The 13,822-nt window shown below is 44.8% G+C and carries 13 protein-coding genes; 4 read left to right on the forward strand and 9 right to left on the reverse strand.

From position 1 onward, the window contains the following. Positions 1–2: 2 nt before the first annotated feature. The 9 genes from QVP94_RS05740 to QVP94_RS05780 form a co-directional block, all read right to left on the reverse strand. Positions 3–1,301, reverse strand: a complete 1,299-nt coding sequence (locus QVP94_RS05740) for an AAA family ATPase (protein ID WP_022192180.1) — start codon at positions 1,299–1,301, stop codon at positions 3–5. A 366-nt stretch (positions 1,302–1,667) separates the two neighbouring features. Further along, positions 1,668–2,780 carry a glycosyltransferase family 4 protein gene (locus tag QVP94_RS05745; RefSeq protein WP_022192181.1) on the reverse strand — a complete coding sequence of 371 codons (1,113 nt, stop codon included), beginning with the start codon at positions 2,778–2,780 and terminating at the stop codon, positions 1,668–1,670. Between the two features lie 76 nt (positions 2,781–2,856). After that, a complete protein-coding gene (locus QVP94_RS05750) occupies positions 2,857–3,612 on the reverse strand; it encodes a glycosyltransferase family 32 protein (protein WP_008772478.1) in 756 nt (251 codons plus the stop codon). A 94-nt stretch (positions 3,613–3,706) separates the two neighbouring features. After that, entirely contained in the window at positions 3,707–4,759 is a 1,053-nt protein-coding gene (locus tag QVP94_RS05755) for an EpsG family protein (protein ID WP_022192183.1), read from the reverse strand. Between the two features lie 8 nt (positions 4,760–4,767). After that, positions 4,768–5,724 (reverse strand): glycosyltransferase family 2 protein, encoded by a 957-nt coding sequence (locus QVP94_RS05760; RefSeq protein WP_008772480.1) that lies wholly within the window; start codon positions 5,722–5,724, stop codon positions 4,768–4,770. A 12-nt stretch (positions 5,725–5,736) separates the two neighbouring features. Further along, a complete protein-coding gene (locus QVP94_RS05765) occupies positions 5,737–6,765 on the reverse strand; it encodes a polysaccharide pyruvyl transferase family protein (RefSeq protein ID WP_022192184.1) in 1,029 nt (342 codons plus the stop codon). Then, positions 6,762–8,009 (reverse strand): Coenzyme F420 hydrogenase/dehydrogenase, beta subunit C-terminal domain, encoded by a 1,248-nt coding sequence (locus tag QVP94_RS05770; RefSeq protein WP_087346466.1) that lies wholly within the window; start codon positions 8,007–8,009, stop codon positions 6,762–6,764. The genes QVP94_RS05765 and QVP94_RS05770 overlap by 4 nt, the downstream gene beginning before the upstream one ends. A gap of 67 nt (positions 8,010–8,076) precedes the next feature. Beyond that, positions 8,077–9,594 carry a flippase gene (locus QVP94_RS05775; protein ID WP_288213182.1) on the reverse strand — a complete coding sequence of 506 codons (1,518 nt, stop codon included), beginning with the start codon at positions 9,592–9,594 and terminating at the stop codon, positions 8,077–8,079. 47 nt (positions 9,595–9,641) lie between these two features. Then, entirely contained in the window at positions 9,642–10,133 is a 492-nt protein-coding gene (locus tag QVP94_RS05780; protein ID WP_005857907.1) for a hypothetical protein, read from the reverse strand. 185 nt (positions 10,134–10,318) lie between these two features. Between QVP94_RS05780 and QVP94_RS05785 the strand changes: the two genes are divergently transcribed. From QVP94_RS05785 to QVP94_RS05800, 4 genes are all read left to right on the forward strand, one after another. After that, positions 10,319–10,888 (forward strand): BT4734/BF3469 family protein, encoded by a 570-nt coding sequence (locus QVP94_RS05785; protein WP_005863156.1) that lies wholly within the window; start codon positions 10,319–10,321, stop codon positions 10,886–10,888. Positions 10,889–10,949: 61 nt separating this feature from the next. Further along, positions 10,950–12,755: a DUF3987 domain-containing protein gene (locus QVP94_RS05790; protein ID WP_022192187.1), complete on the forward strand. Its 1,806-nt coding sequence runs from the start codon at positions 10,950–10,952 to the stop codon at positions 12,753–12,755. A gap of 118 nt (positions 12,756–12,873) precedes the next feature. Beyond that, positions 12,874–13,080, forward strand: coding sequence for a DUF4248 domain-containing protein (locus QVP94_RS05795; RefSeq protein WP_005857913.1), 207 nt, complete (start codon positions 12,874–12,876; stop codon positions 13,078–13,080). Positions 13,081–13,385: 305 nt separating this feature from the next. Further along, positions 13,386–13,822: HU family DNA-binding protein (locus QVP94_RS05800; RefSeq protein WP_288213183.1), on the forward strand; the 437-nt coding region annotated here is incomplete at its 3' end.

Genomic DNA, 13,822 nt, shown 5'->3' on the forward strand with positions numbered 1-13,822 from the left:
TCTTAAATCAAGCAGTTCAACATCGCTTCCGCCCGGGCAAGTTCGGGTAAAGAATCTCCATATTTCCCTCTCAACTTCTGTAACAAATCTCCAGCCTCTTTCAAGCGATCCACATCTATCAACTCAAACAATTCGTTCAACTGCCTATCTACTTCAACCGCACGAGGCGTTTGACCAAGCACGACATAGGTCAACGTCGACATATCCATACCATAAGTGACAGTCGGCATTATACGATAGCCCTGTTCCTCCGAGTAACTCAACTTATAAACAATATTCTCCTCATTACTTTCCACCCCCGACATAACCATCGGAGCATGGGAACTGACGATAAACTGCAATCCAGGAAATGCCTCGCACAATCCTTTCAGCACCACCGATTGCAACGTTGGATGTAAATGCAAATCCACCTCATCAATCAAGACGGTACCCCGGGTTTTCGCACAAGTCTCCTCACCATAAATACCCCGGTTTAGCAATGCGCAACGAAAAGCTAGATCCGTTACTATATAAACCAGCCTTCGATATCCATCTGACAAGAAATCAGCTTCTACCTCTCGCCCATCCATCAAGATATAATATACTTTTTTCCGGATGGGCCGAACCTCCATGTCTTGAATAATCGCACAACCACCCGCTCCAAGAGCCTTCTGTATAGCCTTGCGAACTATATCTATCTCCAAATGGTTTTCCCTACCTTCCTGTAAGACCAGCAATCGCTTAATCCAATAAGGGAAAAAGCCATCCCCCTCCAAACATTCATAATAGCCAAAAGAAGGCTTATGGTTATACTCCTTGAACTTTCCAAAATCGATCTTTCGAATAGCATGAATATCTTCTGTCGAGAAATTCGCGAAAAGAGGTAAAGCGATTCTCTGTCCCTCCTTACTAATATAGTTATGCATCAACAAAGCTGCCCAATCCTTATACTCCTTAAGTCCCGAAGTCAAGGAACGGCTATTTTTCTTGCTTTTCTTTATCAAAGTATAAAACGAATCTCCACCCGTGGAATCCGCCTCCTTCCCCATCACATCAGCCACATCAAAAGAAATATGAATAGGACGCTCCTGCAATAAGATTCCACCGGTCTCCATTTGCATGAAATCCTCATTGCCGGGATTAACCCATTTGGTATTATCATCGCTAAACCCGCTGAAGAATGCGCTCAACACAAACTTACAAGCTCGCAACACGGATGTCTTCCCGGTAGCGTTATCACCTACAAGCAAATTGACTCTACTTTTCAAGGGGATGGATAGCTCTGTATAACACCGAAAATTCTCTAATCTAATCTCTTTCATAAGTCTTCCTCACCAGCTTAATGACAAACGTTAAAATCAAGCTATTATATGCAAAGGTAAGCTATTATTTTCACTCCGACAAACGGTTAAGCCGAGAATGTATTTTAAGGTGGTGAGAAGTATAACGTAATATTTCCGCAACAGAAAGAAAAACGTCAATATTCTTTCTGACACAGAAATATTCTTGCATAAATTCTTTCTATGACACAATATTACCTACACAACCTGATGCGGAACTGTTGAATCATTTAGTCTTCTGTAATACAAAGGCGGTAAGAAACATAATGTAATGTTTCCGGAAACAAAAAAAGCCTCCTTTTAGGGGAGGCCTTAACATGAGATCTTTCTTTTCTTCTTTTATCGGAATCAAGAATCATATTCCTGTAAAATTCGCTCATAGCAACTCTTTACATACTTAATATCAAATCGCTCTTCTGCCAGCCGTCGGCTATTGATACTCATAGACTCCTTTTCCTCATCGCTCAATGACAAATAGCGAAGCATCGCATCCGCCAAAGCGTTTACATCTTTCGGAGGGACCAAATAGCCATTCTCACCCTCACGCACAGTTTCCCGACATCCGGGAATATCGGATGCGATGATCGGTTTGCCCAAGGCACAGCCCTCCATCAAAGAGCGATTCAAGCCCTCATGATAACTGCTTAATAATAATGATATACCAGGTCTTCCCATCAACTTGGCAGGTTCGGTCGTATAGCCCAGATAAGTAATAGCTCCACTCTCTTCATCTTTTCGGATCTGCTCACGGCTTACAGCATTTGGGTACGCCTCGTCCACCGGACCGAGCAATTGTACTTCCACTTCCGGATGCGTGCGCTTCACGATCTTGGCGGCTTCCACTACCTCCTCATACCCCTTATCATAAAGAACTCGAGCCACCATCAAAAAAATGGTCTTGTCCGCACGATTATCCGAAAAAGAGTACTTATCCAAGTCTACCCCTTCTCCTCCTTCCAACAACACGAGTTGCTTTTTCCGGGCCATTCCCTGTTCCATCAATATACGCCTATTCTCCTCATTTAGCACCATGATCTTATCGGAGAAACTCAGTCCAAGACGAAATAATCGATGAGCCATCTTACTAGCCAAACCGGTATGCGAGAAAGTAAAGCCCAGTCCCGCTACCATAGCCGTACAATGAATACTCAATAAGTGCGCTGCCAACGTACCGTATATATTCGGTTTAATTGTAAAATGGAAAATATAATCCGGTCGTTCTTTCCAGTAAATGCTCATCAACCGGAAAAAATAGAGAATATCATGCAACGGGTTCGTACTCGTACGCCGCATTTCTATAGCAATATGCCGTATTCTGTCAGGAATAACTATCTCTTGGCTTTGGGCATCTATAGGCGATACCATCACCACCTCATGCCCTACGTCACGCAGATGCGTAATAATACTACCCCTAAAGTTCAATTGAGCCCAGAGGGAATTGTCGGCAAATAAAATTTTCATTTATGTATTGTATTATGTATGAAACTTGATTTATACAAGGTTCCAAACTCATCCTAAGAAAGAGAAATATGATAGCTCATTTCAGATAAAGCCAACGTTTCAATATATCTTTCAAGGATTTCCCCCCTAAAAGCAAGACAATCTTACGTCCATACTTTCGTATAGGACTTTGCCAAGACTGTGCATAGTGATGAATTGATACAGTATGGGAAGTGATACGTAATTTACCATCTTCCACAGATATTGGACAGAAATACGCACTGGGATAAATCCAAATCCCAGCACATTTTTGTATTTCATTAATATTTTTCAAACCATGCTTACACAATAAATCTGTAGTATATTCAACTACGGTTTTCAAATTGAGAGAGCCTTCCGGATAAGAGAAATGTAAGGTAGCATAAAGATCCAAAATCTCTTTATATAGCCCAAAATTAGGATTGGCTCCCAGACCAAGACCAGGATTGACACAGGCTCCCCCCCTATCTCCAGCATCACGTTCACACCCCATGAAAGCACCTCTGGCAATAATATCATCGAAAGGTTTTATCACCTCCACATCCGTGTCAAAATAAAGGCCACCCTCCTCATACAAAATCTTAAAACGGGCATAATCACTCACGAACGCATATTTTTTTGCAGCATAAGCTTCTCGAGTGTACGGAATAACGTTCACATCAAAATTATCCTCATTCCATTCTTTAATCTCATAATCGGGAAGATATTTTTTCCATGAGGCTATACATTTTATGGCCAATGATGGCAGAGGATTTCTACCAAACCAACAATAATGAATTGTCTTGGGAATTTTGATTTTCAAATTATCCATCATATATTATATTTATTATTTCGCTATTACTTAGATAAGGTGTTTTCTAGACAAAGAAAACAATAGTATTAATACAAAAAACAAGGCATATATCCTCTTACTCAAACAATCCAAATCTTGTTTGATATATAACATCAAAGTTATCTTTTAGCACAAAAATCAGAATCGGAATAAAAAGCAGCATAAACGCAATCCACTTTCCCATATTATCCTTTACATTCTTCACTACAATCGGATATAGGATAAGTCCATACATGAAAAAATACTGATATAATCTCAAATACTCCAGAAAACCACGAAAAACATTATATATCACGATGCTTAACACAAAGCAGTTTAGATAAAACAACTTCTGACCATCCCATTTCTTGGCAAATACCAGCATAATCAAGGCTAACACGTTATATACCAATTTTTTCAAACCAGAATTAAGCATCACGTCATGCTCCGTAGCATCTAGCACATAACTCTTTCTTGTATCCAAGGCCGAGGAAAAAAACGCCCCGAAACTTTCCGTTAAAGGAATCAGATAATTATTCAACAAATAATCCCCAAACAGTGCTGAAAAAAGTAATACACTCAGCATTAAAGTGAAATTATACTTCTTTTTCAACAAAAAGAAAACCAAAGCTATACCCGCTGAATAGTGAAAGCACATAGCCAAAGCAATCAACAACACATAATACCATTCTTTCCTCTGAAAAATCAAGGGTGTCCCCGCAAATACGATAGCCATCGCCACACACTGCCTCATCGCATTGAATGATTCTGTATACAGAAAACTACCCACATAAAATATCATTGACAAAAAAATGAAAGGAGATTGTCTTCTTATACCGTAGATCATTAGTATTACGGTTATTGCATTAATCACCAAGAACCACAAAATATAAGTTCCTTTGACAAAATGTATAATATTATAAATTACAGACCAACCGGGTTCTACATAATACAAATAATTTGACGAGTCATTATCTAATTCATACATTAATTTATATGCCTCATAATCTATCCCCACAAAGTAGCGAAATCCTCCTACCAAAATCAATAATATTACAGATATTATATATATTGATTTAGGAGGGTTATTCCCATATAAAACATGAAATACAGAAAAAACAAGAACAAAGGTAAGTAGAACAAAAAACATCTCAATAATTATTTACGTATCTCATGCAATTTATACAATTCATATATCTTATATGCCCACTTTTGCGTGCTCCAACAAGAAATAAAAAGTAATATTACCTTCTTAAAACACAATGGACTTAACAATATAGACCGAAAAAAATCAAGTTGATATTTCCAAAACAGCGATCGAAATTGGGTATCAGTATAAAGCCTCATCAAAAAGGCTTTATAAGCCCACGAATAAATCAAAATAGGTCGTATCATTTGGAAATCTGCCGTATCGAGCCCTTTCTCCAATATATTCATCAGTACGACATACTGCTCAGGAGAAGAATTTCTTGTAAGCGATCCCGCATTCACGTTTTGCTCATAGTGGTAAAAAGCCCGAGGTAAATATCCAATCTTGATCTCCTTCCTTAATATCAAGGCGTTGAAACATAAATCCTCGCAAAACGTAAGATCCGGCACGAAACGTACATCACCATTGTAACAAGCTCGCTTAACGAGCTTGTTACAACAGCTACCATGCAATTGTTGGAACAATTCCCGCAGCACGGTTTTATGATCCAAATCCGAGGGCTGTTGTCTAATATATTTCCGTTTATCACCAATATCCTCATAAAAATCACATATCACGACATCCGCATCCTCTTCCTTCGCTTTCTTATAAAGTTCTTCCAGCATGTCTGGCTCTACCCAATCATCAGGATCGGCATGGATCGTATATTCACCTTTAGCGTTATCAATTCCGCATTGGCGCGTACTTGAGACACCTTCGTTTTCTTTGTGGAATACACGTACACGGCTGTCCTTCCTCGCATATTCATCACAAATATCTCCGGAATGATCCGGACTACCGTCATCTATCAAAAGGATCTCGAAATCAGGAAATGTCTGCGCTAATAGACTATCCACGCAATGACATAGATAGTTCTCTGCCTTATATACAGGAACAATCACTGATACAGCAGGTTGCTTATCCATAATTTATTGATTTTATAAGGACTCTGTTTTTCCGTCCAAGGAGCTGAACGCTTCCCGTAAAAAATTAAAACTCTTCTGCCGCCACTCCGCTAAAGTTCCAGAATGATACTTCTCCAACAAGTCAGCGAAACGTGCGCCTCCTCTTGTCTCATTCACGACACTACGGAACGGTTTCCCAAAGATGACAGAAAACACGGTTCCATGAAACGAGTCAGTCACCACGAAACTAGCGTCTCGAAAAATCGCAACCCACTCCTCCACTGTCAGCCTCGCATGATTATCCGCCGAATAACGCCGGATTGATAGCCCTCGCTTTTCCGCCTCCTCGACAATAACCCGATCCGACTCTTCCGAGGCATCTAACACATAGCCCGCAAGATATCTCTCTCCGCAAAAAGGAACCTTCTCGCATAGTTCCGCATATGCCTCCTTCTCGACAAGTAACGTAGGATCGAGTACGGCAGCCGCATTTATCCCCAGATATCTCTCGCAAAGTTTCACCCCACTCGTTTCACGCACAGATATGGCGTCGAATCGTTGAGCTAAAGAAGCGCAAAACGAGGTTTGTCTCTCCGTATACTCCCAGTAATCTACACCAAAAGAGGCTGCGTAAGCGACTTTCTTTCCTGTGAAATCACAGGCGAAACCCAAAAACATATCCGACAACATCCCCACGTTATACATCGGTCGCCACGTCTGATCGCTACCAACCAAAAGGGCCTCCAAACCATACTCCTCTACGATGTCCATAGAATAACGTCTACAAACATGCGTCTTCACGATCTGCCTGTTGACAAAATCCTCGAACAACGGATTACGCTTATCGCTCCATTTCTGAAACGTTCGCCTACGTGAAGGAATGAACCAAAGCACAAAAGATTTGATCGTGGAGAGAATAAATCGCCCAATTGTCGGACGTGGAAGAATATCGATTGTCACAGGCTCGTGCCCCATGCTCCTAAGCGTCCGTTGCAATGCCCAATTTTGTAGTATGCCTCCGTAATTTCCCCTAAATGGTTGAGTCAATATACCTATTTTCATGATTCCAATTTGCTCAAACAATGTCTCTTTATAAAATTCTTCACCTTTTCTCCGAGAATAATGTCAAATATCATCCTTAACCTCTGTTTATATGTCAAACGACATAAATTCTCAATCCTCTCATCCAACGTTGCTTTCGTATCTGAATAAAAAAGCTTGCGTTTCCCTGTTAAGCTAACCGATTTTTCAATAGAAGGATTGTAGCGTAAAACTACCTCATATCCTACGATGCTACTATCCAAACCTATCTTCCGGAAATAGGTCTCACCCTTTATAGCGTTCAGCATTACCACACTTACCCCCTTGTCATCGTCTATCATCGGCATCACATGCTGTACGCCCCAGAAATCCCCTATCGTGATATCGCTTCCACTCTTAAAGGTTTTCGAAGGGCAAGCGTAGCAACTCGGACGCAAATACAAATCTGCCAAGAATCCTCGCATGAAAATATTTTTGTCCAGAGGCTCAGAGAGTAAAAACGATTTTTTGTCTCCGTGTCTATCAGCCACTGAAACGTGGAGAGTGAAACTATACTTTTTCCAACCTAAGCGTTTATCTCTAAACGAGATACCTTCTATACAAACTTCTTCTTTTTGATAAGGGTGAGACAAAAACCTATTTTTTCTATCATACAGACGTACGGTTTCCTCCTTCAGATATTCTCGCCATACACCCGGGCTAGGCACGCCATGACAGATAAAATCCACCGTCAAAAGATTATCATATTCTTTCCGCAAAAAACGCTTTAACCCCGCTATCTGGCAAGGAGTCCCAGAAAATAAAACCGTACGCCCTATCTTCAAGAATTGTTCCGCTTTTTTAAAACTATCCCCTATCCGGCTCTGCACATATTTGCTACCTCGAAAAGCAGACAATCCCTCTACCGTCTCTGTACAATCATGCTTTACTTCCCAATTCTCATCAAAACCAGCCCCAAACACGACTCCACCCTCTCTGATAATCTCATTGGCTAAAGCCGTAAAAACGCCACCAGAAGAACTTTGATAGCGTATTTCCTCACTCTTATTTTTAGCCGCACATACGACTATAGGCCTATTTTCTCTCGCTTGATGAATTACCGGACATACTTTTTCACATAATCCGCAATCAATGCAAACACTTTCATCTACCTCCGGATAAAGAAAACCTTCGTCATCCTCACGCATCCTAATGCATGATTTAGGACAACGTTGCACACAACTGTTGCAACCACAACAGTCCCGCTTATCTGTAATATGTATCATACGATTAAAATCCCAAATACCAATTCAAGCACCAAGCCCTGTCAATTAACCTCATAATCTCAGGTCTCTATATCGTTATTTTTTTAAGAGGAGAGATAAACAAATTTCGTTCATACGCATTCATGCTCATAAACCAGAATAGTAGAGCATAAAGAACCACAAATACGGCCACTGAATAAATAAATACGACAGGTATAGTCAAATTTATCTCCCAATGATTTACAGTCCACAAACAAAGAATCACAAATATTACTGGCATTATCGACATTCTACCTATCTCACACCAAAAGCGAGAGATATCTATGCCTTGCCGACCTTTATAATAAATATTCATCACCAAGCCTTGTCCTAGCAACAAAGCGCCCGCCGTAGCGTAAGCACATCCCATCATTCCCCATTTTCTGGTACCATAAATGGAGAAAGCCAAGCAGCAAAAAGCGATTATTACATAACACACAGAACGAAAACGCATCTGGTTCCGGGCTTGAAGGATCGTGATCCCCAAGTTCTGTATCAAAGGAATCAACAATGAGAAAAAGAACAATAGTGATACATAGTACGCCTCCTCATATCCTTCCCCGGCCCACAGCCGGATGAACGGACGACCGAACACAACAAAGGCAGAGAGAATAAACGACATCACGATATACTGTATCCGACCCGTACGAATAAACAAATCCGATATTTCTTTCTCATTGCCGCCATAAGTCACCATAGCCGTAACTTTTGGAAGAAATACACCGCTTATCGCCGTGGAAAACATCATAAACATCTGCGTAAGTTGAATCGCCACGGAATATACCGCCACTGCCACGGTTCCTCTATACATTCCCAAAACAAACTGCCCCGTGCTCCAATAAATCCGATCTATTATCGCATTAAGGAATATCCAGAAACTATAGATCGAAACTTCTTTAAGAAAAGCAGAATTGAAATGCCCAAAACGTATCTTGACATACAACTTATATCTGCAATAATAAAAATTGATAATCAAAGTTATGATATTGAACAAGGTTGTGACCACCACCATCGCAACCGCCTTATAACCGACAACCAACAATAAGATCATTACAACCGGATTAAGCACACTGCGCACGATACTCACCAATCGTTGAAACACGAAACGTTCATAGGCAGTCATGATACTACCCCAAATACTCATCGGAAAGGTAAAAGCAAGATTAAATGTCATCAACCAGAGCATGATACGAGTTCGATTCACCTCCAATGCTGTCATATTCACGGAGAACATTCGATCTACATTCAAACACAGTAAAGTACCGACAACTATGGCTATCAGCCCGATCCCTATATACAGTAGAAAAAACATACCGAACATTTCCTGCTGTTCCCGTTTCTTCCCTTCCGCCTCAAATTTCGCAGTATAACGCACGATAGCGTTACCGAACCCCAAATCCAATACGGTCAAATAAGCAATAATGGACGCAGCCAATGAATATAGGCCATATTCCGACTGCCCCAGCATGCGTAACATGTAAGGGGTATATACAAGCCCCACTACCATGTTCAGCATGATAGAGACATAATTCAAGGCTGCTCCAGCTTTTAATTGATTTATCATCATAAACTAATGAATGAGGAACATCTTCCTCCCGATAATATTCCTTACACTTATCCTTCCCCCAGCACATACTTCCTGATCCCATACCGAATGCTCGGTACATTCGCCCCATTCACGAACGTGAGGTGAGGCAAGAGGGCGCTGATGAAGGCACGGCTCTTGACCAGCTTGAGGGGAGACGAGTAGTCGGCTAGGATCTCGTTGTAAAGGTCCGTCAATACCGTCTGGCAAAGGGTGACCGTGTCCGGGCAGGCGCATAGGCGGGCCTCGTAGACAAGACGGGTCGCCTCGTCCGGGATGAACAAGGCCAACGAGGAGGGTTCAGCCGTCACTGGAGGGGCAGGAGAGTTTATCGGAGGAGACGGAGACTCATGAAGTCCCGATTCCGCGGGCGTAATCCAACGTTCCGTCCGTGTCACCGTCCCGTCACCCCAATGGATGTTCTGGATAGCGATGGTGGCATTGGGCAGGATCTGCACGTTACCTCCATTGACCGTAAAGGCAGAACGTGCCTGTTCCGCCCGCTCTTGATTTTCTGTCATATCCGTTTTTAATTTAAGTGTTAACAATAATCACCCCTTTCACGGGGGTATATTTTATTTCTATCCTCATTTCATCCACCGTACGTCCGTTTCCGTACCCGTCCCGTCCATCGCTATTCCGGGAACGGGCAGGAACGCGTTCCTTTACCGGCAGTAACCGAATAATCAATTTATTTTATCCGATCATGAAAGAGTCTATCTTTTCCTTTTTCAACGCCCCCATCACCAATCAAGTACCGAACGGGGTCGTCTGTGTCAGTCAATTGTACGCCTATATCACCACCAGCGAGTGGCTGCGTGAGCGTACCGATCAGGTACGTGCCGCATCGAGCGACGAGAAACGGTTCAGGCGGCTGAAACAGAGTTTGCTACCCTATGTCACGCCCGCCGGTATCTTCTCCTACCGCAAGGAAGATCACTTGCTCGTGCCCTCGGGCGAGTTCGTCATCGACATCGATCACCTCTCCTCACCCGAAGAGGCGATCTGTTGGAGGGACACGCTGTTCGCCGATGAGCGGCTACGCCCCGATCTCTCCTTCGTGAGTCCCAGTACCACGGGAATCAAGCTCCTCGTACCCTATCGCCTGTCGATCAAGAAAACCGTAGAGGAGTCTTTCGACGAGGCGGTACGATTCGCTTGGGAATATCTTGAGTGGAAATACGGGCTGAAAGCTGATGCCACGAACGCAGACCTCTCACGGGCTTGCTTCCTTTGCCACGATCCCTCAGCGAGGCTAGGAGACCGGAATTGTTGACAGAGGACAAGTGACAGTTGGTAGTTATAAATCATTATTCACCATTCATTATTCATTCATCATGAACCCATTATCAGATCTGGAGCGGCTCGTTGCCGCCATCGAGAAACAGGGGGCGAACATCGCTCCCACCTATCAAGAGTATATGCCGATCGCCTTCGCCATCGCCAACGATTGCGGAGAGGCCGGCCGGACATTCTTTCATCGTATCTGCCGGATGTCGGAGAAATATGTCTCTACCGAGGCGGATAAGCTATACGACCATGCCCTCAAAGGAGGCAATGGACGGAATGGCTTGGGATCCGTATTCCACTTGGCGGACCTAGCCGGCGTGAAACTGGACAAATCCATGGCCGAGGCCGGGAAACTTTCAAACTTTCAAACATTCACGCCTCCTTCACACACGCACACGTGTACGCACGAGGAACAGTCCGTGAAAAATGTCCCGCCCGCCTTTCCGGAGTATCCTTGGCCCGCTTTCCTCAAACGGATGATCGACCGGGGCGATACCCCCGCCCAAAAGGATATCCTCCTGCTGGGAGGTATCACCGTGTTGGGAGCGACACTCAACAAATCGATCCGGATATCGTACGGGCGAAAATTCTACTACCCTTGCCTGCAAACGTTCATCGTCGCCCCTCCCGCCTCGGGAAAGGGAGCCCTCGCTTGGACACGCCGGCTTGCCGAGCCGATACATGAGGCGATGATGGCGAACTACCGGCAGAGGCATAAAGCTTACCGGGAGGAGAAGAGCCGTTGGGACTCGCTGGGCAAGAAAAAATCCGATACGCCGGAGCCCGAGATGCCTCCCCTCAAGATGTTCCTTATCGCCGGTAACAATTCCGGCACCGGCGTGCTGGAGAACCTCATCGAGGCCGACGGCATAGGGCTGATCTGCGAGACCGAGGCCGATACCGTGAGCACGGCCATCGGCACCGAGCACGGGCACTGGAGCGATACCTTGCGTAAATGCCACGACCACGAGCGACTGGCTTTCAACCGACGCACGAACCGGGAATACCGGGAGTGCCCGGCCTCTTACCTCAGTGTCTTGTTAAGCGGGACCCCGGCGCAGGTACGGCCACTCATTCCCTCGGCCGAGAACGGGTTGTTCTCACGCCAATTGTTCTACCGGATGCCACCCATCGACGAGTGGGCGGATCAGTTCGAGCAGGGCGACGAGGACATGGATAGCCTCTTCTCCGATTGGGGGAAGCAGTGGAAAATGCTCGTGGACTACCTGCGTGAGAGGGTCAATATCATACAATTCCATCTCTCCGACACGCAAAAGGAGCGATTCAACAGCTGCTTCGCACGCATATTCGGGCACGCCGGTCTTTCCTACGGTTATCCGATGCGAAGCTCCGTGGCCCGTATCGCTATCAATATCTGCCGGATCGCTTCCGTGGTGGCCTTCCTACGATCGGTGGAGAGTCTCCTCATCCCACAAGCCATTCTCGATTCTCAATTTTCAATTCTCAATTGTCCCGGTCTCTCGCCTGCCCCCGAGATCCCGGAGGAGAACGTACGGGACGGTATCGTTCCTTCCCTAGAGTTACGCATCAACGATGACGATTTTCAAGCCGTCCTCTCGCTCGTGGAGCCGCTCTACCGTCATTCGGCGGGCATACTCTCCCTGCTTCCGTCCGATGAGGTGCCACGCTCTCGTATGCCAACGCCCCAAGAGGCCCTCTTCGCGGCCCTTCCACTCTCTTTCAACCGACAACAGGCCTTGGAGGAAGCAGAGAGGAACAACATCCCCACCGCCACCCTAGATACCTGTCTCAAGCGAATGCAGGAACGAGGCACGCTGGAGAAGAACGGCCGGGGCGAGTACAGCTTCGGCGGCCGTGTCACCCATAAGTAATCCCGGCCTCCCTCACACCCCTATATAACGTACCCCACGGGCGTGTGTGTGTGAGGGGGGGACGAATGTTTGAAAGTTTGAAAGTTTCATTCTCCCAAATCTATAAATCATAAATCAAATGTTCTTGCCATTAAGAAAGTCCGCACTAGCGGCATCCTATTTCCCGGAGCTGGCCTCCCATCAAGCTTGCAACCGCTTACGTCGTTGGATCATTCGATGCACGGAATTGCACGACAAGCTGCTGGAGACGGGCTACCGCCCCGAGCAACGTATATTCACGCCCCGACAGATCAGATTAATCATCCACTACCTAGGAGAACCGTAAATTAGTTGACAGTTGCGCACAGAGGTAAATAAAAACAGCCTACTGTCACTAGTCAACTGTCAACTTGGATGGGTATTCTAAGATCTTTACAATGCCCATCCAAGGCTTCTTATAATGCCTATTCAAAGGGGCTTACGATAGGCAGCGTAAGAAACCGGCGGTTATCACTGCGTCCCATGTTAATTAATCGTTATTCCCTACCCCGGGCATCAATCGGCATCACCGCCCCTTACGGCGGAACCTATCTTTGTAACATTGATCAGCAAGCAATTAATTTTCTATTATTAATCTTTAATTATCAAACTATGCCACAAGCATTTCAAGCACGAAAGTTTTTTATCCCCAAGACGGATCCTAAGCAGGAGGTGTACAAGCCGGTTCCCTATTATTTCGGTACCCTGTCCACACAAGATGCGGCCGACCAGATCGCCGAGGAGTCTTCGCTCACGAAGGGTGACGTATTGAACGTATTGGATCGTTATCAGCGGTATGTCATCAAGAACCTACAGAAAGGTTACAAGGTGGAGCTGCTAGGGTTCGGAACCGTCTATAACCGCTTCGTCACGGAGAAGGGGGTAGCGACCGCCCCCGAGGTCAAGGCTACGCATATACGGACTATCGTGCCGGGATTCTCGCCTTCCTATACCATACTGAACGGGGCACGACGCTACTCGCTGCTGGGCGAGAAGACTTCGTTGCTCAAGGTGACGATACTCGGGACGCCGGTAGAGGAAGGGGGCGG

This window comes from Parabacteroides sp. CAG:2, from assembly GCF_000436315.1.
In the GTDB taxonomy this organism is placed as follows: domain Bacteria; phylum Bacteroidota; class Bacteroidia; order Bacteroidales; family Tannerellaceae; genus Parabacteroides; species Parabacteroides distasonis.

Excerpts from the sequence above, each read along its gene's own strand:
- QVP94_RS05790 (WP_022192187.1), top strand. The coding sequence starts at position 10,950 with ATGAACCCATTATCAGATCTGGAGCGGCTCGTTGCCGCCATCGAGAAA.
- QVP94_RS05740 (WP_022192180.1), bottom strand. The coding sequence starts at position 1,301 with ATGAAAGAGATTAGATTAGAGAATTTTCGGTGTTATACAGAGCTATCC.
- QVP94_RS05745 (WP_022192181.1), bottom strand. The coding sequence starts at position 2,780 with ATGAAAATTTTATTTGCCGACAATTCCCTCTGGGCTCAATTGAACTTT.
- QVP94_RS05780 (WP_005857907.1), bottom strand. The coding sequence starts at position 10,133 with ATGACAGAAAATCAAGAGCGGGCGGAACAGGCACGTTCTGCCTTTACG.
- QVP94_RS05775 (WP_288213182.1), bottom strand. The coding sequence starts at position 9,594 with ATGATGATAAATCAATTAAAAGCTGGAGCAGCCTTGAATTATGTCTCT.
- QVP94_RS05795 (WP_005857913.1), top strand. The coding sequence starts at position 12,874 with ATGTTCTTGCCATTAAGAAAGTCCGCACTAGCGGCATCCTATTTCCCG.
- QVP94_RS05750 (WP_008772478.1), bottom strand. The coding sequence starts at position 3,612 with ATGATGGATAATTTGAAAATCAAAATTCCCAAGACAATTCATTATTGT.
- QVP94_RS05765 (WP_022192184.1), bottom strand. The coding sequence starts at position 6,765 with ATGAAAATAGGTATATTGACTCAACCATTTAGGGGAAATTACGGAGGC.
- QVP94_RS05755 (WP_022192183.1), bottom strand. The coding sequence starts at position 4,759 with ATGTTTTTTGTTCTACTTACCTTTGTTCTTGTTTTTTCTGTATTTCAT.
- QVP94_RS05770 (WP_087346466.1), bottom strand. The coding sequence starts at position 8,009 with ATGATACATATTACAGATAAGCGGGACTGTTGTGGTTGCAACAGTTGT.
- QVP94_RS05785 (WP_005863156.1), top strand. The coding sequence starts at position 10,319 with ATGAAAGAGTCTATCTTTTCCTTTTTCAACGCCCCCATCACCAATCAA.
- QVP94_RS05760 (WP_008772480.1), bottom strand. The coding sequence starts at position 5,724 with ATGGATAAGCAACCTGCTGTATCAGTGATTGTTCCTGTATATAAGGCA.